The 17,897-nt window shown below is 73.2% G+C and carries 18 protein-coding genes; 4 read left to right on the forward strand and 14 right to left on the reverse strand.

Annotated elements, in window-relative coordinates; all coding sequences use genetic code 11:
• Positions 1-83: 83 nt before the first annotated feature.
• The 4 genes from RZ50_RS16315 to tsaB are packed head-to-tail and all read right to left on the reverse strand — an operon-like array spanning position 84 to position 2,584.
• Entirely contained in the window at positions 84-344 is a 261-nt protein-coding gene (locus RZ50_RS16315; RefSeq protein ID WP_196949393.1) for a hypothetical protein, read from the reverse strand.
• Positions 341-1,432 (reverse strand): tRNA (adenosine(37)-N6)-threonylcarbamoyltransferase complex transferase subunit TsaD, encoded by a 1,092-nt coding sequence (gene tsaD, locus RZ50_RS16320; protein ID WP_196949394.1) that lies wholly within the window; start codon positions 1,430-1,432, stop codon positions 341-343. The genes RZ50_RS16315 and tsaD overlap by 4 nt, the downstream gene beginning before the upstream one ends.
• Positions 1,425-1,904 carry a ribosomal protein S18-alanine N-acetyltransferase gene (gene rimI, locus RZ50_RS16325; protein WP_196949399.1) on the reverse strand — a complete coding sequence of 160 codons (480 nt, stop codon included), beginning with the start codon at positions 1,902-1,904 and terminating at the stop codon, positions 1,425-1,427. Before rimI ends, tsaD begins: the two co-directional genes overlap by 8 nt.
• A 23-nt stretch (positions 1,905-1,927) precedes the next feature.
• Positions 1,928-2,584: a tRNA (adenosine(37)-N6)-threonylcarbamoyltransferase complex dimerization subunit type 1 TsaB gene (gene tsaB / locus RZ50_RS16330; RefSeq protein WP_196949395.1), complete on the reverse strand. Its 657-nt coding sequence runs from the start codon at positions 2,582-2,584 to the stop codon at positions 1,928-1,930.
• A 155-nt stretch (positions 2,585-2,739) separates the two neighbouring features.
• Between tsaB and RZ50_RS16335 the strand changes: the two genes are divergently transcribed.
• Positions 2,740-3,306 (forward strand): hypothetical protein, encoded by a 567-nt coding sequence (locus tag RZ50_RS16335; RefSeq protein WP_254802776.1) that lies wholly within the window; start codon positions 2,740-2,742, stop codon positions 3,304-3,306.
• Between the two features lie 39 nt (positions 3,307-3,345).
• On the opposite strand, the gene RZ50_RS16340 is transcribed toward RZ50_RS16335, so the two are convergent.
• Entirely contained in the window at positions 3,346-3,540 is a 195-nt protein-coding gene (locus RZ50_RS16340; RefSeq protein ID WP_196949401.1) for a hypothetical protein, read from the reverse strand.
• A 119-nt stretch (positions 3,541-3,659) separates the two neighbouring features.
• Positions 3,660-4,154 carry a tRNA (adenosine(37)-N6)-threonylcarbamoyltransferase complex ATPase subunit type 1 TsaE gene (gene tsaE, locus RZ50_RS16345; RefSeq protein WP_196949397.1) on the reverse strand — a complete coding sequence of 165 codons (495 nt, stop codon included), beginning with the start codon at positions 4,152-4,154 and terminating at the stop codon, positions 3,660-3,662.
• 295 nt (positions 4,155-4,449) lie between these two features.
• Between tsaE and RZ50_RS29905 the strand changes: the two genes are divergently transcribed.
• Positions 4,450-5,523, forward strand: coding sequence for an LPXTG cell wall anchor domain-containing protein (locus RZ50_RS29905; protein ID WP_305853036.1), 1,074 nt, complete (start codon positions 4,450-4,452; stop codon positions 5,521-5,523).
• Between the two features lie 110 nt (positions 5,524-5,633).
• Here RZ50_RS29905 and RZ50_RS16355 read toward each other — a convergent pair whose 3' ends face one another.
• From RZ50_RS16355 to RZ50_RS16365, 3 genes are all read right to left on the reverse strand, one after another.
• On the reverse strand, positions 5,634-6,833 hold the full coding sequence (locus tag RZ50_RS16355) for an alpha/beta fold hydrolase (protein ID WP_254802512.1): 1,200 nt from the start codon (positions 6,831-6,833) through the stop codon (positions 5,634-5,636).
• Positions 6,830-8,029, reverse strand: a complete 1,200-nt coding sequence (gene alr, locus RZ50_RS16360; RefSeq protein ID WP_196949398.1) for an alanine racemase — start codon at positions 8,027-8,029, stop codon at positions 6,830-6,832. The genes RZ50_RS16355 and alr overlap by 4 nt, the downstream gene beginning before the upstream one ends.
• Before the next feature lie 150 nt (positions 8,030-8,179).
• Positions 8,180-9,679: an NAD(P)H-hydrate dehydratase gene (locus RZ50_RS16365; RefSeq protein WP_217680572.1), complete on the reverse strand. Its 1,500-nt coding sequence runs from the start codon at positions 9,677-9,679 to the stop codon at positions 8,180-8,182.
• Positions 9,680-9,849: 170 nt separating this feature from the next.
• Between RZ50_RS16365 and RZ50_RS16370 the strand changes: the two genes are divergently transcribed.
• Positions 9,850-10,407 (forward strand): Uma2 family endonuclease, encoded by a 558-nt coding sequence (locus RZ50_RS16370; protein ID WP_254802513.1) that lies wholly within the window; start codon positions 9,850-9,852, stop codon positions 10,405-10,407.
• Between the two features lie 30 nt (positions 10,408-10,437).
• On the opposite strand, the gene glmS is transcribed toward RZ50_RS16370, so the two are convergent.
• The gene (glmS, locus tag RZ50_RS16375; RefSeq protein ID WP_196949349.1) at positions 10,438-12,294 is read right to left on the reverse strand and encodes a glutamine--fructose-6-phosphate transaminase (isomerizing); all 1,857 of its coding nucleotides are present in this window, start codon (positions 12,292-12,294) and stop codon (positions 10,438-10,440) included.
• Positions 12,295-12,393: 99 nt separating this feature from the next.
• Between glmS and coaA the strand changes: the two genes are divergently transcribed.
• Entirely contained in the window at positions 12,394-13,389 is a 996-nt protein-coding gene (gene coaA / locus RZ50_RS16380; RefSeq protein WP_196949348.1) for a type I pantothenate kinase, read from the forward strand.
• Positions 13,390-13,463: 74 nt separating this feature from the next.
• Here the strand turns inward: coaA and glmM are convergent, their stop codons facing one another.
• The 4 genes from glmM to RZ50_RS16400 form a co-directional block, all read right to left on the reverse strand.
• Positions 13,464-14,828 carry a phosphoglucosamine mutase gene (gene glmM, locus RZ50_RS16385; RefSeq protein ID WP_196949347.1) on the reverse strand — a complete coding sequence of 455 codons (1,365 nt, stop codon included), beginning with the start codon at positions 14,826-14,828 and terminating at the stop codon, positions 13,464-13,466.
• A gap of 162 nt (positions 14,829-14,990) precedes the next feature.
• Positions 14,991-15,494 carry a 30S ribosomal protein S9 gene (gene rpsI / locus RZ50_RS16390; protein WP_308271654.1) on the reverse strand — a complete coding sequence of 168 codons (504 nt, stop codon included), beginning with the start codon at positions 15,492-15,494 and terminating at the stop codon, positions 14,991-14,993.
• A 46-nt stretch (positions 15,495-15,540) separates the two neighbouring features.
• Complete coding sequence (gene rplM, locus RZ50_RS16395) at positions 15,541-15,984, reverse strand: 50S ribosomal protein L13 (RefSeq protein ID WP_035848207.1); 444 nt, start codon at positions 15,982-15,984, stop codon at positions 15,541-15,543.
• Positions 15,985-16,212: 228 nt separating this feature from the next.
• On the reverse strand, positions 16,213-17,871 hold the full coding sequence (locus RZ50_RS16400; protein WP_196949346.1) for an ABC-F family ATP-binding cassette domain-containing protein: 1,659 nt from the start codon (positions 17,869-17,871) through the stop codon (positions 16,213-16,215).
• Positions 17,872-17,897: the final 26 nt, after the last annotated feature.

Raw genomic sequence — 17,897 nt, forward strand, 5'->3', positions numbered from 1 at the left:
GCTCCCGGTTCCCGTCCAGCTTCCTCTCAGCTATGCACGGTAGCGGCCGGGGCGGCGGTTCCTCGTATCAGCCTCTTTTCGGATTACTCCACATGCTCACTGGTGAAGGACCAGCGGTGCACCGGACGGCCGAGCAGTTCGGCCGGCGGGTCGGCGACGGGCGCGGGCTCGCCGCTCCACCAGGTGATCAGCAGCACTCGCTCCCCGGGGGCGGAGAGCAACTCGACGCGTTCCAGACCGGCCGCACCGCGAACCGAGGGCAGCGCGGACTCCCGCACCCAGGCGGCGAGCTCGACTCCCCGGCCGGCCGCCGCCCGGGCCTCCCACATCGCCGCGACGGTCATGCCGCGCCGCCGCCGAGGGCGTGGTAGGCCTGGCCGTGGAAGTCCGTGTGGGGGACGTGGACGTCGGTGACGGGCAGCGAGGAGTCCGCCGACAGGTCGAAGGCGGAGGGCGTACGGTCGCGCCACACCATCTCGGCGCCCAGCGCCGCCACCATCGCGCCGTTGTCGGTGCACAGGCCCGGCCGGGGCACCCGCAGCCGGATGCCGGCCCGGTCGCAGCGCTGCTGGGCCATCTCGCGCAGCCGGGAGTTGGCCGCGACGCCGCCGCCGATCATCAGGTGGTCGACGCCGTTGTCCCTGCACGCCTTGACGGCCTTGCGGGTGAGCACGTCGGTGACCGCCTCCTGGAAGGAGGCCGCCACGTCGGCGATCGGCACCTCCTCGCCGGCCCGGCGCTTGGCCTCCACCCAGCGGGCGACGGCGGTCTTCAGGCCGGAGAAGGAGAAGTCGTACTCCGGGTCGTTCCTGCCGCTCAGGCCGCGCGGGAAGTGGATCGCCTTGGGGTCGCCCTCGCGGGCGGTGCGGTCGACGATCGGACCGCCGGGGAAGCCGAGGCCGAGCACCCGGGCGACCTTGTCGAAGGCCTCGCCGGCCGCGTCGTCGATGGTCGCGCCGAGCGGGCGGACGTCGCTGGTGATGTCCTCGCTGAGCAGCAGCGAGGAGTGCCCGCCGGAGACCAGCAGGGCCATCGTCGGCGAGGGCAGCCGACCGTGCTCCAGCTGGTCGACGCAGATGTGCGAGGCGAGGTGGTTGACCCCGTACAGCGGCTTGTCCAGCGCCCAGGCGTACGCCTTCGCGGCGCTGACGCCGACCAGCAGCGCACCGGCCAGGCCGGGCCCGGCGGTGACGGCGATGCCGTCCAGGTCGCTCGCCTTGATCCCGGCGGTGTCCAGGGCGCGCTGGATGGTCGGGACCATCGCCTCCAGGTGCGCGCGGCTGGCGATCTCCGGGACGACGCCGCCGAAGCGGGCGTGGTCGTTGACGCTGGAGGCGACCGCGTCGGCCAGCAGCGTGGTGCCGCGCACGATGCCGACGCCGGTCTCGTCGCAGGAGGTCTCGATGCCGAGGACGAGAGGTTCGTCAGCCATGGCGGGTGTCCTTAAGGTCCTTCGGGTCAGTGCTCGGGTGGTCGAGGCGCATCACCAGCGCGTCGACGTTGGCGGGCTGGTAGTAGCCGCGCCGGATGCCCACCGGTTCGAAGCCGTACCGCTCGTACAGCCGCTGGGCGCGCGGGTTGTCCACCCGCACCTCCAGCAGCAGCTCGGCGCAGTCGCGCCGGGCGGCCTCCCGGATCAGGTCGGTGAGCAGCGCCGCGCCGAGGCCGGCGCCCTGGTGGCGGGAGTCGACGGCGATGGTCTGGACGTCGCCCTCGCCGGCGATCGCCATCAGTCCGGCGTAGCCGACGATCCTGCCGTCCCCGGTGGTGGCGACGGTGTAGTGGCGGGTGCCGCCGGGGTGGGCCTCGGCCAGCTCGGACCAGTACATCCCGTGGGACCAGGCGTCCTCGGGGAAGAGCTTGAGCTCCAGCTCCATCACCGGCTCGATGTCCCACCAGCGCATCGGGCGCAGGGTGGTGCCGTGGTTCACGCCGGGAGCACCGCCTTGTAGCCGGCCGGGACCTGGGCGTCCGGGCGGCGCAGGTACAGCGGGACGTTCGGCAGCAGCTCGCGCCCGGCGGCCAGCTCGGCTGCGGCGAAGCCGGCCAGGGCGCCGGCCGAGACGTGCTCGGGGCCGTGTGCGCCCGGGAAGGTGTCGGGGTAGAGCAGCGCGCCGGCGCCGACCGAGCGGGCCTGCGGCGTCAGCTCGGCCGGGCGGTCCACGCCGGGGCCCTCGGTGCGGCGGCCCTCGGCGTCGTACGAGGCCCAGTAGACCTCCTTGCGGCGCGCGTCGGTGGCCACCGTGAACGGCTCCCCGGCCAGACCCTCGGCGCGGGCCTGGAAGGCGATCGCGTCCAGGGTGCAGACGCCGTGCACCGGCAGCCCGAGCGCGTGGCCGAGCGCGGCGGCGGTCACCAGGCCGACCCGCAGGCCGGTGTACGGGCCCGGGCCGACGCCGACCGCGATGCCGGTGAGCCGGTGCTTGTCCACCCCGGCCGCCCGCAGGACCTGGTCGATCGCGGGCAGCAGCAGTTCGCCGTGGCGCCTGGCGTCGACCTGGTGGGTCTCGGCGAGGACGGCCGTGCCGTCGTGGACGGCGGCGGTGACGGCGGGGGTAGCGGTGTCGAACGCGAGCAGCAGCACGGGGTCAAGGTTAGACCGACGTTGGGCCGACCGGCCGATCGGCAGGGTGTACCGGTCGGGAACACAGGTCCGATCCGCTGCCACCCTTGCGGGGGGACCTGGCACGATGGGGCCGTACGTAAACGGGACGGCGGCGGGAGCGGCACGTGGCGAAGATGGGGCCTGGAGTGGTGGTCACGGGGTTGACCCTGGGGGCCCTGGCGGTGGTGAGCCTGCTGGCCTTCCAGGCCAACGGTGCCCAGGACCGCGCGGGCGGAGCCCGTCCGACCACCGCCGCGACGTCCAACGGGCCGACCGCCACCGCGACGCCGACCGCCTCGGCGACGCCGACCGTCCCGCCGCTGCCGACCAGCTCGGGCAGCGGCACCCGGGTCGTCTACTCGGTCAGCAGCCACTACGTCTGGCTGATCGACCCGAAGAAGAACCCGCAGATCACGGCCGCCTTCCCGGTCACCCCCGGCACCGCCGAACCAGCCCCGGGCAGCTACTCGGTGTACAGCCGCACCCAGACCACCACCGGGACGGACGGACGGCAGATCGAGCACGTGGTGCGCTTCGCGCAGCAGGAGGGCGTGGTGTTCGGTTTCAGCGCGGCGGTGGACGGCACGACCCCGACCGCCGACCCGAAGACCAAGACCGGCGGCATCCGCAGCGGCCGCGCCGAGGGGCAGCTGCTCTGGGACTTCGCGCCGAAGGACACCAAGGTGGTCGTGGTCGCCTGAGCCTCCGGCGACGGACGACGGACAACCGACGACGGGGGCCTACGCGGCCCGGGGTGTCTCCGCCTCGGGCTCCTCGTCCTGCCGGGGCTGCGGCTCGGGCGGGGTGGACACCGCCTCCGCGGCCGCGGAGGCGGCCAGCAGTGCCCGCATCGGTTCTCCCGGAGCACGGCGGACGGGCTCTCCGGCCCCGGTGGTGCGCGCGGCGCGCTCCGGGGCGGGGGTGGTGCTCGACATGGCGCCTCCCTAGTTAGGCAGACCTAACCGCAGCACCCATCCCACCACGCCCGGCACCCCGGCCGCAACACCTTGCCGACAGCCTGTCGGTAAAACGGCGGAACCCCGGCGGGGCCGCGCTACGCCAGCTCCGCCAGCTCCACGCCCGCCCAGCGCGGGCCGATGCCGGTCAGCACCACCCGGCGCGGGTCGTGGTCCTCCCCGGCGGTGTCGCCGATCGCACGCTCGATCCGGACCTCCAGCCGGTCCTCGGAGAGCCGCTCGACCTTGCCCTCGCCCCACTCGACCACCACCACCGACTCCGGCAGCGAGACGTCCAGGTCGAGGTCCTCCATCTCGTCCAGATCACCGCCCAGCCGGTACGCGTCCACGTGCACCAGGGCCGGGCCGCCGACCAGCGAGGGGTGCACCCGGGCGATCACGAAGGTCGGCGAGGTCACCGCCCCGCGGACCTGCAACCCCTCCCCCAGGCCCCGGGTCAGCGTGGTCTTGCCGGCCCCCAGCTCGCCGGAGAGCAGCACCAGGTCGCCCGGCCGCAGCAGCGCGGCCAGCTCCCGGCCGAGCCGGCCCATCCGCTCCGGAGTGGGGACGGTGAGTGTGGCGTGCGAGCCCATGCGCGTGTCTTGCCCTTCGCTCCGTAGCGGCGCGCCGACCACCGGGCGCCACCGCTACCGTGCCACATCGCCGCCCGGACGTGCGTCCGGCGCCGATTCGTCCGGTTGTGACCGCCTTTGCGAGCCATTCGACGCCCACGAACGACCCCCCGCTCTCATGAAACTCTCATAAAGCGGTTACGGTCCTCCCAGTTTGTCCCTTCCGGACCGCCGCGTGAGCCCGACTCCGCAGGTCCGGCCGTTTCACCGGGCCGCCCACCGCGCGCCCGGTCCCGCTCTCCAGAGGTTCCATCCCATGAAGCTCCGTCGCGGTTTCGCGATACCGGCCGTCGCCGCCCTCGCCTCGGCCGCGGTCATCGCCGCCGCCCCGGTCTCCACCGCCGCCCCGGTCTCCACCGGAGCCGTCGCCGCGGGCGAGTCCCCTGTCTGGGACACCCCGCCCGTCCCCCCGAAGATGACGCTCAAGGGCTTCCCCGTCCGGATCGTCGCCGGCGCCCCGGCCGTCGCGTTCAGCGCCGAGATCGCCAACGACACCGGCCACGACACGATCGTCATGCCGCACATGCTGTTCGCCACCGACCACCGGAAGCTGACCGCCGACCAGATCAAGCTCCAGTACCAGGACGTCGACACCAAGGCCTGGCGGGACTCCAAGCCGCTGGGTACCGGTATGACCCAGCAGGGCATGAGCATCGGCGACGAGCCGATCTTCCTCGGCAAGGACGAGAAGCTCACCATCCAGCTCAAGCTGGCCTTCACCCCGGACACCGCCATGGACAACGCCAGGGCCACGTTCGGGATGTACTTCATGGACCTCGACCGCGACCCGGGCGAGGGGCCCGGCGGGGCCATCGGGCCGAAGTCCACGTTCGTCATCATCGCCGCCGGCGACGGCAACGGCACCGCGAGCCCGTCCGCCTCGCCCTCCGCCACGCCCACGGCCACGGCGTCTCCCAGCGCGACCGCGACCGCGACCGCCGAGCCCTCCGGCTCCGCCTCGCCGACCGCCGGCACCTCCGCCACCGCCACCGCTTCCGCCTCCGCCACCGCCTCCGCCTCCGCCGCGGCCACGCCGAGCCGGTCCGCCACCAGCGCCGCGCCGGCGCCCACCGGCGGCACGGACGGCGGCGGCTCCTCGCACGTCGTCCTGACCGACGCCGAGGCCCAGCAGCAGGCCGGGGCGGGCAGGAACAAGCCGTCCGCCGACGACATCGCCAAGGCCAAGGAGAAGGCGGCCCACCGCACCCTGGCCGCGACCGGTGGCGGCGACAACACCACCGCCATCGCCCTGACCGGTGGCGCCGTGCTCGCCGCCGGCGCCGGCACCCTGGTGTTCCTGCGCCGCCGCAAGGCCGGCGCGAACGCCTGATCCGGCGGGGCGCCCACTGAGGCCCGGCGCCCCGGCGGGGGTGCCGGGCCTCAGTGTCCTGTCCGGCGGGTCACGTCGCGGCCCGGCAAGGATCCGCCGGACGAAAGGCCCTAGTCCAGGTCGAGGACGGCCTGCGGCGGGGGCACCGCGCCCGCGAAGTCGGCGGCCCGGCGCAGCAGCGCGGCCAGCTCGTGGTCGACCAGCTCCGGGCGCTCCAGCATCACCAGGTGCCCGGCGCCCTCCACCAGGAGCAGCTCCGCGCCGGGCAGTCGCTCGGCCATCGCCTCGCTGAGCGCCGCGGGGGTCAGCAGGTCCTTCGTCCCGGCCATCACCAGGGCGGGCAGGCCGCGCAGGACGGCCAGCGCCTCGTACTTCTCGTGCGCGCCGAACACCGGGTAGAACTCGGCGACCACGTCGATCGGGGTGGCGTCCAGCAGCTGCTCGGCGAAGCGCACCACACCGGGGTCGACGTCCTTGCCCCCGAAGGAGAACCGCCGGTAGAAGACGGCGGCCACGTCCGAGCCCATCCGCCGGGTGGCCTCCACCAGCTCGACCTGGCGGCCCAGCAGCTTCACCACCCCGGGCGCGACCTTCTTGAACAGCTTCGCGCCGGCCGTCGGCAGGCCGAGGCTCACCTCGTTCCAGTCCCCCGCCAGGGTGCCGATCAGCGCGACCCCGGCGACCCTCTCGCGGAACAGCTCGGGGTGCTGGTCGGCCAGCGCCATCATCGTCATGCCGCCCATCGAGTGGCCGACCAGCACCAGCGGCCCGGTCGGCGCGACGGCGTCGAGCACCGCCTTGAGGTCGCCGCCCAGCTGGTCGATGCTGGCGGGCTCACCGGCCAGGTAGGTGCGGGAGCGCTCGGAGCGGCCGTGGCTGCGCTGGTCCCAGAACACCAGCCGCAGGCCCTCGCGCAGCGCAGCGCGCTGGAAGTGCCAGCTGTCCTGGTTGAGGCAGTAGCCGTGGCAGAACACCACGGTCAGCGGCTCGGCGCCGCTCCCGTCGCCGTCCGGCTCGGCCCACCCGGTGCCGTCCAGCTCGACGTACAGCTCGGTGCCGTCCGGCGCGGCCACCGTCAGCGGGCGCCCGCGCAGCGAGCCGTACGGGGCGGCCGCGTCCAGCTCGGCCCGGGCCCGGCGGCGCATCGCCCGTCCGACCGTCAGCCGCTCGATCGCGACGCCCGCGGCCGCGCCGGCCGCCAGCACGCCGACGGAGATCCCGATCACACCCGCCCGGCTCACCCCGGAGGCCGCGTCGGCCGCCTTGGCCATCGCCGCGACCGGGTTGCCCCCCGACGGTGCGCCGGTCATGCCGACAGGCCCTCGGTACGGCTGCCGCCCAGGTAGCGGCGGGGCACCCGGGCCCCGATCCGGGTGATGATCTCGTACGAGATGGTGCCGCAGGCGCGGGCCCAGTCCTCGGCGGTCGGCTCGCCGCGCTCGCCGTTGCCGAACAGCAGCACCTCCTCGCCGATCTCGGGGGTGTCGCCGCCCAGGTCCACCACGAACTGGTCCATCGCCACCCGGCCGGCCACCGTGCGCCACTTGCCGCCGATCTGCACCGGGCCGGTGCCGCTGGCGTGGCGCGGAATGCCGTCGCCGTAGCCGACCGGGACGAGGCCGAGCGTGGTCTCGCCGGGCGTCACGTAGTGGTGGCCGTAGCTGACCCCGTGCCCGCCGGGGACGTGCTTGACCAGCGCCAGCCGGGCGGTCAGCGCCATCACCGGGCGCAGCCCGAAGTCGGCCGGCGAGCCCACCTCGGGCACCGGCGACAGCCCGTACGCGGCCAGGCCGGTGCGGACCAGGTCGAAGTGCGCCTCGGGCAGCAGCAGGGTGGCCGGGGAGTTCGCGATGTGCCGGACCTCGGGGCGCAGCCCGGCGGCCTCGGCGTGCGCCAGCGCGGCGCGGTAGGAGTCCAGCTGGGCCTGGATCGACGGGTGGCCGGGCTCGTCGGCGGCGGCGAAGTGCGACCAGACGCCGACGGCCTTCAGCAGCCCCTCGGCCTCGGCGCGCCGGACGGCGGCCACCAGCTCCGGCCAGTCGTGCGGCTGGCAGCCGTTGCGGCCCAGCCCGGTGTCGGCCTTCAGGTGGACCCGCGCCGGGATGCCCGTCTCCCGGACGGCCGCCAGCAGTTCCTCCAGCGCCCACCGGCCGCTGACCGAGACGTCCAGGTCCGCGCGCAGCGCCTCACGCCACGGCCCGCCCGGCGTCCACAGCCAGCACAGGATGCGGGCCTGCTCGGGGCGGATGCCCGCGGCCCGCAGCGCCAGCGCCTCGTCGGGTGTCGCGCAGCCGAGCCAGCCGACCCCGTTCGCGACCGCCTCCCGGGCGCACTCGACCGCGCCGTGGCCATAGGCGTCCGCCTTGACCGCGAGCATCACCGCCGTGCTGCCGACGCGCTCGCGCAGGGCGCCGAGGTTGCCGCGCAGGGCGTCGAGGTCGATGGTCGCCTCGGCCCGTACGCCGTCGGTCAGGGTGGCTGTGCCGGTCAGGTTCGCAGTTGTCATCAGGGTCAGTCTCCCAGACGTCCCGTGGTCCTCGCCGAACGGCCCATCGGCGCGGCGGCCGATACCGGGGGCTCGCACACACTGTCGACCTGCGGCAACCGGCTCGTCCGCCTTGGCTGGGACGCCGGGAACGGACCGTTCGGTTCCGCCCTACCCCTCCCGCGCCGACTCGCGCGCCGCCTCCCGTACGGCCCGCCACACCGCCGGCAGCGCCTGCGCCACCGCCGGCGCGGTCACCGGCGCGCCCGGCTCGCCCGCCGCCTCCCGGCCCGCGAGGCCGTGCAGGTAGGCGGCCACCGAGGCGGCGTCCAGGGCCGACAGGCCCGCGGCGAGCAGCGAGCCGGCCAGACCGGCCAGGACGTCGCCGCTGCCGGCGGTGGCCAGCCAGGAGGTGCCGGTGGGGTTCACCCGAACGGCCCCGCCCGGGTCGGCGACCACCGTGGTGGAGCCCTTCAGCAGCACGGTGGCCCGGTAGGCGGCCGCCAGCCGGCGGGCGGTGGTCAGCCGGGCGGCGGCCAGCTCGTCGGCGGCGGGCGGCGCGGTGCCCTCGGCGCCGGCCAGCAGCCGGGCCGCCTCGCCGGTGTGCGGGGTGAGCAGGGTGGGCGCGGTGCGGTCGGCCAGTGCGCCCGGGCCGAGCCGGCCCAGCTCGGTCAGGCCGTCCGCGTCCACCAGCACCGGGACGTCGCTCGCCAGCGCCTCGGCCAGCGCCTGCCGCGCCCCCTCACCGCCGCCCGGTCCGACCACCCAGGCCTGCACCCGCCCGGCGCCGGCCGGTCCGCCCTCGGTGACCAGCGTCTCCGGGAAGCGCCGCACCACCTCCTCGGCCGCCGTGCCCACGTACCGGACGGCGCCCGCGCCACCGCGCAACGCCCCGGCGACCGCCAGCAGCGCCGCCCCCGGGTACGTCGCCGAGCCCGCCGCCACCCCGACCACGCCGCGCCGGTACTTGTCGCTCTCCGCGCCCGGCAGCGGCAGCAGCGCCGCCACGTCCACGTGCTGCAGAGCCGTCACCTCCGGCTCCGGCGGCTCCAGCCCGATGTCCACCAGCTGCACCGCGCCCGCGTAGGAGGCCCCCGGATCGACCAGCAGCCCTGGCTTGTAGGTGCCGAAGCAGACCGTGACGTCCGCCCTCAGCGCGACCCCCGGCACCTCGCCGGTGTCGGCCTCCACCCCGCTCGGCAGGTCCACCGCCACCACCGGCCCGCACCGCTCGGCCAGCGCGTACGGCGCCGCCTCGGGGCGCAGCCCGCCCCGGCCGCCGATGCCGACGATCCCGTCCAGCACCAGGTCCGCGCGCGAGAAGTCGGCCAGACCGACTTCCTGTTCCGCCGTCACCCGCCCACCGGCCGCCCGCAGCGCGGCCAGCCCATCCCCGTGCGCCTTCTCCGGCACCAGCAGCACCGCCGTCACCCGCGCCCCGCGCCGGGCCAGCGCCGCCCCGGCGTACAGAGCGTCACCCCCGTTGTCCCCACTGCCCGCGAGCACCACCACCCGGCCGCCGTACACCCGCCCCCGACGCCGGATCAGCAACCGCGCACACGTCGCCGCCAGCCCGGCCGCCGCCCGCTGCATCAGCGTCCCCTCCGGCAACCGGGCCATCAGCGCGGCCTCCGCGGCCCGAACGACTTCCACAGGGTGTGCATGACGCATGCGAGGGCTCCTTCAGCAGTCGGCTACCGCCGACGCTAGCCCGCGCCGCCGCCCCACGGGAGCCACGCCTGCGGCACACTTTCGAGTGACAACCACTTCGATCCCCCGCCGGTATCGGTCCGTACGCCTCCCTTGTGGCTCGGCACGGACCCACAGGAGGGAGAAGGGCCATGGTCGCCATGCCAGCTGTCGAGCGCCCCGTCGGCCCGGAGGAAGTCCTCCAGGCATTCCTGAAGCTGGACACACCGCCGGGTTTCAAGGCCGAGCTCATCGAAGGGGACATCGTCGTGACGCCACCGCCGGACGGAGAACACGAGTCCGCGTTCGCGCTGCTCAACCGGCAGTTCATGCGCAAGGCCGAGGCCGAGTTCGACCTTTCCGGCGCCAAGGGCCTGATCGTGCCGACTGGACGCTTCATCCCCGACGGCGCCATCGGCCCCGTCGGCCATTTCCTGAACGCCGGTTCCTGGGCGGACCCGTCCGGCGTCCTTCTGGTCTTCGAGGTGACATCGACCAACCCGACCAAGGACCGCGAGCAGAAGCGCCGGGGCTATGCCTCCGCCGGTATCCCCTGCTACCTGCTGGTTGACCGCGGCAAAGGCATGGTCACGCTGTTCACGGAGCCGAAGGGGGACGACTACCTCGCCCGTAACGAGGTTCCTTTCGGCAAGCCCATCGACCTCCCCGCCCCGTTCTCCTTCACGCTCGACACGGCGCCCCTGCGGTAGGGCACAGCCACCGCAGGGGCGCCGGCCGCACTACTCGACGGTGACCGACTTCGCCAGGTTGCGCGGCTGGTCGACCTCGTGGCCCTTGGCCGTGGCCAGCTCGCAGGCGAAGACCTGGAGCGGGACGGTCGCGACCAGCGGCTGGAGCAGGGTCGGGGTGACCGGGATGCGGATCAGGTGGTCCGCGTACGGGGCGACCGCCTCGTCGCCCTCCTCGGCGATCACGATCGTGCGGGCGCCACGGGCCCGGATCTCCTGGATGTTGGAGACGATCTTGTCGTGCAGGATCGACCGTCCGCGCGGCGACGGCACGACCACCACGACCGGCAGCCCCTCCTCGATCAGCGCGATCGGGCCGTGCTTGAGCTCGCCCGCCGCGAAGCCCTCGGCGTGCATGTAGGCGAGCTCCTTGAGCTTGAGCGCGCCCTCCAGGGCCACCGGGAAGCCGACGTGGCGGCCGAGGAACAGCACCGAGCGGGCGTCGGCCAGCGAGCGGGCCAGCTCGCGCACCGGCTCCATGGTCTCCAGCACCTGCTCGACCTGCTTCGGCGCGTCGCCGAGCTCCTTGATGACGGCGAGGATCTCGTCGCCCCACTTGGTGCCGCGCACCTGGCCCAGGTAGAGGGCGACCAGGTAGCAGGCGACCAGCTGGGTCAGGAACGCCTTGGTGGACGCGACCGCGACCTCCGGCCCGGCGTGGGTGTACAGCACCGCGTCCGACTCGCGCGGAATGGTGGAGCCGTTGGTGTTGCAGATCGCCAGCACCTTGGCGCCCTGCTCACGGGCGTGCCGCAGGGCCATCAGGGTGTCCATGGTCTCGCCGGACTGCGAGATGGCGATGACCAGCGTGCCCGGGCCCATGATCGGGTCGCGGTAGCGGAACTCCGAGGCGACCTCGACCTCGCAGGGGATGCGGGTCCAGTGCTCGATCGCGTACTTGGCGATCATGCCGGCGTGGAAGGCCGTGCCGCAGGCGACGATGACGACCTTGTCCACCGAGCGCAGGTCCGCGTCGGAGATGCGCAGCTCGTCGAGGGTCAGCCGGCCGTCGGTGCCGATCCGGCCGAGGAGGGTGTCGGCGACGGCCTTCGGCTGCTCGGCGATCTCCTTGAGCATGAAGTAGTCGTAGCCGCCCTTCTCGGCGGCGGAGGCGTCCCAGTCGACGTGGTACTCGCGCACCTCGGCCGGGGTGCCGTCGAAGTCGGTCACCGTCACGGCGTCCGCGCGCAGCTCGACGACCTGGTCCTGGCCCAGCTCGATCGCCTCGCGGGTGTGCGCGATGAAGGCGGCGACGTCCGAGGCGAGGAAGTTCTCGCCCTCACCGCGGCCGACCACCAGCGGCGAGTTGCGCCGGGCACCGACCACCACGCCGGGCGCGTCGGCGTGCACGGCCACCAGGGTGAAGGCGCCGTCCAGCCGGCGGCAGACCGCCCGCATGGCCTCGGCGAGGTCGCCCTGGTACGCCTCGCCCAGCAGGTGGGCGACGACCTCGGTGTCGGTCTCGGACCGGAGGGTGTGGCCGCGCTCGGCGATCTCGGCGCGCAGCTGGGCGAAGTTCTCGATGATGCCGTTGTGGACCACGGCCACCCGCTGGTCGTCGTCCAGGTGGGGGTGGGCGTTGGCGTCCGTCGGGCCGCCGTGGGTGGCCCAGCGGGTGTGGCCGATGCCGGTGGTGCCGCCGGGCAGAGGGGACTCGGCGAGCGACTTCTCCAGGTTGGCGAGCTTGCCGGCCCGCTTGTCCGTGACCAGACTCCACTGCCCTTGGGAGTCCTGGGCCTGCACCGCGACACCGGCCGAGTCGTAGCCCCGGTACTCCAGTCGCTGCAGGCCCGCGATTACTACGTCGAGGGCGGACTGTGCGCCCACGTATCCAACAATTCCGCACATGCGTGCCAGCATAAGGGCGGTTCTGTGGCCGTTCTTCCGCTCTGGGCCAACGCTGCGTGACCGACACCACAACCACGGTGAACACCGCTACGGCTCACAATGGAGCATGTGCTGACCGAACTCTGTACGCGGGGCGCTGCCACGCCCGGCCCGTCGCCGTCCCCCTACGTGGACCTCAGCCGGGCCGAGTGGAGCGCGCTGCGCGAGCGTACGCCGCTGCCGCTGACCGCCGAGGAGGTGGAGCAGCTGCGCGGCCTCGGCACGGCGCTCGACCTGGACGAGGTCCGCGACGTCTACCTGCCGCTGTCCCGGCTGCTGAACCTGTACATCCACGCCACGCACGAGCTGCGCGGTGCACTGGGCACCTTCCTGGACACCCCGGACACCGAGCGCACCCGCACCCCGTTCATCATCGGCGTGGCGGGCTCGGTGGCGGTCGGCAAGTCCACCACCGCCCGGCTGCTCCAGGAGCTGCTCGCCCGCTGGCCCGAGCACCCCCGGGTCGAGCTGGTCACCACCGACGGCTTCCTGCTGCCCAACGCCGAGCTGCGCCGCCGCGGCCTGATGGCCCGCAAGGGCTTCCCCGAGTCCTACGACCGCCGGGCGCTGATGCGCTTCGTCGCGGACGTGAAGGCGGGCAAGGAGCGGGTCAGCGCGCCGGTGTACTCGCACCTGGTGTACGACATCGTGCCGGGCGAGCGGCTGACCGTGGAGCGCCCGGACATCCTGATCGTCGAGGGCCTGAACGTGCTCCAGCCGGCCCTGCCCGGCACGGACGGCCGCACCCGCCTCGCGGTGGCCGACTACTTCGACTTCTCGATCTACGTCGACGCCCGCACCGACGACATCGAGCACTGGTACCTGAACCGCTTCCGCAAGCTGCGGCAGACCGCCTTCCAGGACCCGAACTCCTACTTCCGCCGCTTCACCGAGGTGCCGGAGGAGGAGGCGATGGAGTACGGCCGGCAGGTCTGGCGCACCATCAACAAGCCCAACCTGCTGGAGAACGTGCTGCCCACCCGCGGCCGGGCCACCCTGATCCTGCAGAAGGGACCGGACCACAAGGTCCGCCGGGCGCTGCTGCGCAAGCTCTGAACGCGACGGCGACACGACGACGACACGACGGCGGAGGGCCCCCGCGAGGCGGGGGCCCTCCGCCGTGTCAGGGGTCAGCCCAGGTGGGTGCGGACGGCCTCGGCCAGCGTCTGCGCGACCGTCTCGGCCTGCGCCGGGTCGGCGGCCTCGACCATGACCCGGACCAGCGGCTCGGTGCCGGACGGACGCAGCAGCACCCGGCCGGTGGAGCCCAGCTCGGCCTCGGCCCCGGCGACGGCGGCGGCCAGCTCGGTGCTGGTGCGCACCCGGCTCTTGTCGACGCCCTTGACGTTGATCAGCACCTGCGGCAGCCGGGTCATCACGGCGGCCAGGTCGGCCAGCGGCTGCTTGGTGGCGGCCAGCCGGGCGCCCAGCATGAGGCCGGTCAGGGTGCCGTCACCGGTGGTGGCGTGGTCCAGCAGGATGACGTGGCCGGACTGCTCGCCGCCCAGCGCGAAGCCGTGCTCCTTCATGGCCTCCAGCACGTAGCGGTCGCCGACGGCGGTCTCCACCAGCTCGATGCCCTCGCGCTCCATCGCCAGCTTGAAGCCCAGGTTGGACATCACGGTGGCCACCGCGGTGTTGCGGCGCAGGGTGCCGGCCTCCTTCATGGCGACCGCGAGGATCGCGATGATCTGGTCGCCGTCCACCTCGTCGCCCTCGGCGTCGGCGGCCAGGCAGCGGTCGGCGTCGCCGTCCAGGGCGATGCCGAGGTCGGCCCGGTGCTCCTTCATCGCCGCGCGCAGCCGGTCCAGGTGGGTGGAGCCGACGCCGTCGTTGATGTTGAGGCCGGTGGGCTCGGCCCCCAGGGTGTGGACGACCTCGGCGCCGGCCCGGGCGAAGGCCTCGGGGGCGACGTAGGCGGCGGCGCCGTGGGCGCCGTCGATGACGACCTTGATGCCGTCCAGGCGGTTGGGCAGGACGCCGATCAGGTGGGCGACGTACTTGTCGAAGCCCTCGGTGTACTCGCGCACCCGGCCGACGGCCGCGCCGGTCGGACGGTTCCAGTCCTCGTCCCCGAGCGTGTGCTTGCGGTAGTGGGCCTCGATTTCGTCCTCGATCCGGTCGTCCAGCTTGTGACCGCCGCGGGCGAGGAACTTGATGCCGTTGTCCGGCATGGCGTTGTGGCTGGCCGACAGCATCACGCCGAAGTCGGCGCCGAGCGCGCCGGTGAGGTAGGCCACGGCCGGGGTGGGCAGGACGCCGACCCTGAGCACGTCGACCCCGGCGCTCGCCAGACCGGCGATGACGGCGGCCTCCAGGAACTCGCCCGAGGCACGCGGGTCACGGCCGACCACCGCGACCGGCCGGTGCCCGTCGAAGGCGCCGGCCTCGCCGAGCACGTGGGCGGCCGCCACCGACAGGCCGAGCGCCAGCTCCGCCGTCAGGCCCTCGTTGGCCACCCCGCGCACGCCGTCCGTACCGAAGAGTCGTCCCACTGTCCCGTCCTCCATCACCATGCTCGGAACCCACCGATGATCCCGGCCGCCCCACGCTGGCCGGGGAACACGTCGCCCCGGAGTACACGAGGTACTCCGGGGCGACGGTTTGCGCAACCAGGGGGTACGCCGCCAGGGCGGAACGCACCCCCGGGGACGCGATTAGCGCTTGCTGTACTGCGGCGCCTTGCGGGCCTTCTTCAGACCGGCCTTCTTGCGCTCGACGGCGCGGGCGTCACGGGTCAGGAAGCCGGCCTTCTTCAGCGCGCCGCGGTTGTTGTCCACGTCGGCCTCGTTCAGGGCACGGGCGACGCCGAGGCGCAGCGCGTAGGCCTGGCCGGAGACGCCGCCACCGCTGATGCGGGCGACGACGTCGTAACGGCCGTCCAGCTCAAGGAGCTTGAAGGGCTCGTTCACGGTCTGCTGGTGCACCTTGTTGGGGAAGTAGCCCTCAAGGGTGCGACCGTTGATCTTCCACTGCCCGGTGCCGGGGACGATGCGCACGCGGGCGATCGCCTCCTTGCGACGGCCGAGGCCGGCGCCCGGGATGGCCTCGCCGAAGCGGCCGGCCAGGGACTCGGAGGTGTAGCTCTCCTCGGAGGTGTACTCGCCCTCGACGACGGTCTCGTCGAAGTCGACCTCAAGGGTTTCAGTGGTCTCGGCCACGGTGTTCCTCAGCTCTTTTCAGTGTTGGGGGGCTTGGTGGCCGGAATTACTGCGCGACCTGGGTGATCTCGAACGGCACCGGCTGCTGGGCAGCGTGCGGGTGCTGGTCGCCCGAGTAGACCTTCAGCTTCGAGAGCATCTGACGGCCCAGGCTGTTCTTGGGAATCATGCCCTTGATGGCCTTCTCGACGGCCTTCTCCGGGTTCTTGTCCAGGAGGTCGTCGTAGCGGACCGAGCGGAGACCGCCCGGGAAACCGCTGTGACGGTAGGCCAGCTTCTGGGTCTTCTTGTTACCCGACAGGTGCACCTTGTCCGCGTTGATGATGATGACGAAGTCACCAGTGTCAACGTGCGGCGCGTAGATCGCCTTGTGCTTGCCCCGGAGGAGGTTGGCGGCCTGGGAAGCCAGGCGGCCGAGCACGACGTCGGTCGCGTCGATGACGTGCCACTGACGCTGGACGTCGCCGGGCTTGGGGCTGTACGTACGCACGGTCGTAGCCTTCGCTTTTCAGTGAGTTGGTCCTGACAGGAGCACCCGGTCGGGAGAGCAGCCTGGTCAGCCTTGGACGCAATTCAAGGCGGACCGCTGGTCATCGACCTGATGTCTCCGGCGTACCGACCTCTCACGTGAGATAGAGCGAGCCAATACGCACATCAAGCGTCCAGGTTACCGGGCGGGCGGGAAGGGGTCAAAAACGCCCTCCCCGCCCCGCCCGGATCAGCGGTCGCGCTCGACCCGGGAGACGTCCCAGACCGGCTCGGGCGACTCGTAGACCCGGCCGTCCGCGCCGAACACCAGGAAGCGGTCGAAGGTCTTGGCGAACCAGCGGTCGTGGGTGACGCACAGCACCGTGCCGTCGAAGGCCTCCAGCCCGGCCTGCAACGCCTCGGCGCTCTCCAGGTCCAGGTTGTCGGTCGGCTCGTCGAGCAACAGGGCCGTCACACCGGAGAGTTCGAGCTTGAGGATCATCAGCCGGGCCTGCTGCCCGCCGGACAGCGACTCGAACCGCTGCTCCTCCTGGCGGTCCAGCTCGTAGCGGCGCAGCGCGCCCATCGCGGCCCCGCGGCTGAGCGCGTGCTCCTCCTCCACGATCGAGCGGACCGTCCGGCCGAACAGCTCCGGGTGCGCGTGGGTCTGCCGGAAGTGACCGGGGACGACCCGGGCGCCGAGCTTCCAGTCGCCGGTGTGCGCGACGGTGTCGTCCCCGGCCAGCAGCCGCAGGAAGTGCGACTTGCCGGAGCCGTTGGAGCCGAGCACCGCGACCCGCTCGCCGTAGAAGACCTCCAGGTCGAAGGGCTTCATCAGCCCGGTGAGTTCGAGCTTCTCCATGGTGAAGGCCCGCACACCGGTGCGCCCGCCCTTGAGCCGCATGGTGATGCTCTGCTCGCGCGGCGGCGCCTCCGGCGGGCCGGCGTCCTCGAACTTCTTCAGCCTGGTCTGCGCGGCGCTGTAGCGGGAGGCCATGTCGTGGCTGACGGAGGCGGCCTGGCGCAGGTTGACGACGAGCTTCTTGAGCTTGGCGTGCTCCTCGTCCCAGCGGCGGCGCAGCTCCTCGAAGCGCTCGAAGCGGGCCTTGCGGGCCTCGTGGAAGGTGTCGAAGCCGCCGCCGTGCACCCAGACGCTGCTGCCGGCCGCGCCGGTCTCGACGCTGATGATCTTGTCGGCGGTGCGGGAGAGCAGCTCGCGGTCGTGCGAGATGAACAGGACGGTCTTCGAGGTGGCCTTGATGGCCTCCTCCAGCCACCGCTTGGCCGGGACGTCCAGGTAGTTGTCGGGCTCGTCGAGCAGCAGCACCTCCTCGGGGCCGCGCAGCAGGGCCTCCAGCACCAGACGCTTCTGCTCGCCGCCCGAGAGGGTGTTCAGGCCGCGCCACTGGGCCTTGTCGAAGGGCATGCCCAGGGCCGCCATGGTGCAGACGTCCCAGTCGGTCTCGTAGTCGTAGCCGCCGACGTCCGCCCAGTCGGAGAGCGACTGGGCGTAGGCCATCTGCGTCTTCTCGTCGTCCTGGGCGATCATCGCCAGCTCGGCGGCGTCCACCGCGCGGGCGGCCTTGGCGATCCGCTCGGGGGCGACCGAGACCAGCAGGTCGCGCACCGAGGCGTCGGCCGGCAGCGCGCCCGGGGTGGCCCGCTCGTCCTCGCGGCCGGTGGTGCCGACGAACTGGCGCATCACGCCGAGCCCGCCGCTGATCGTCACGGTGCCGCCGTGCGGCTGGATGTCCCCCGCGATCATGCGCAGCAGGGTGGTCTTGCCCGCTCCGTTGGCGCCGACCAGGGCCACCGCGGCGCCCTCGCCGACCCGGAAGGACGCGTCGTCGAACAGCACCCGCCCGTCCGGCAGGTAGTACTCCAGGTGCGAAATCTCGACGTGTCCCATGGGGACGATTCTCCCAAGCGGACGCC

Source organism: Kitasatospora sp. SUK 42 (genome assembly GCF_015776785.2).
In the GTDB taxonomy this organism is placed as follows: Bacteria; Actinomycetota; Actinomycetes; order Streptomycetales; family Streptomycetaceae; genus Kitasatospora.

What these genes read in the sequence shown, in the direction of transcription:
- alr (WP_196949398.1), bottom strand. Translation starts at nt 8,029, where the DNA reads ATGACAACTGCGAACCTGACCGGCACAGCCACCCTGACCGACGGCGTA.
- RZ50_RS16355 (WP_254802512.1), bottom strand. Translation starts at nt 6,833, where the DNA reads ATGACCGGCGCACCGTCGGGGGGCAACCCGGTCGCGGCGATGGCCAAG.
- RZ50_RS29905 (WP_305853036.1), top strand. Translation starts at nt 4,450, where the DNA reads ATGAAGCTCCGTCGCGGTTTCGCGATACCGGCCGTCGCCGCCCTCGCC.
- glmS (WP_196949349.1), bottom strand. Translation starts at nt 12,294, where the DNA reads ATGTGCGGAATTGTTGGATACGTGGGCGCACAGTCCGCCCTCGACGTA.
- RZ50_RS16370 (WP_254802513.1), top strand. Translation starts at nt 9,850, where the DNA reads ATGGTCGCCATGCCAGCTGTCGAGCGCCCCGTCGGCCCGGAGGAAGTC.
- RZ50_RS16340 (WP_196949401.1), bottom strand. Translation starts at nt 3,540, where the DNA reads ATGTCGAGCACCACCCCCGCCCCGGAGCGCGCCGCGCGCACCACCGGG.
- rimI (WP_196949399.1), bottom strand. Translation starts at nt 1,904, where the DNA reads ATGCGCTGGTGGGACATCGAGCCGGTGATGGAGCTGGAGCTCAAGCTC.
- tsaD (WP_196949394.1), bottom strand. Translation starts at nt 1,432, where the DNA reads ATGGCTGACGAACCTCTCGTCCTCGGCATCGAGACCTCCTGCGACGAG.
- RZ50_RS16365 (WP_217680572.1), bottom strand. Translation starts at nt 9,679, where the DNA reads ATGCGTCATGCACACCCTGTGGAAGTCGTTCGGGCCGCGGAGGCCGCG.
- tsaE (WP_196949397.1), bottom strand. Translation starts at nt 4,154, where the DNA reads ATGGGCTCGCACGCCACACTCACCGTCCCCACTCCGGAGCGGATGGGC.
- RZ50_RS16335 (WP_254802776.1), top strand. Translation starts at nt 2,740, where the DNA reads ATGGGGCCTGGAGTGGTGGTCACGGGGTTGACCCTGGGGGCCCTGGCG.
- RZ50_RS16400 (WP_196949346.1), bottom strand. Translation starts at nt 17,871, where the DNA reads ATGGGACACGTCGAGATTTCGCACCTGGAGTACTACCTGCCGGACGGG.
- coaA (WP_196949348.1), top strand. Translation starts at nt 12,394, where the DNA reads ATGGAGCATGTGCTGACCGAACTCTGTACGCGGGGCGCTGCCACGCCC.
- RZ50_RS16315 (WP_196949393.1), bottom strand. Translation starts at nt 344, where the DNA reads ATGACCGTCGCGGCGATGTGGGAGGCCCGGGCGGCGGCCGGCCGGGGA.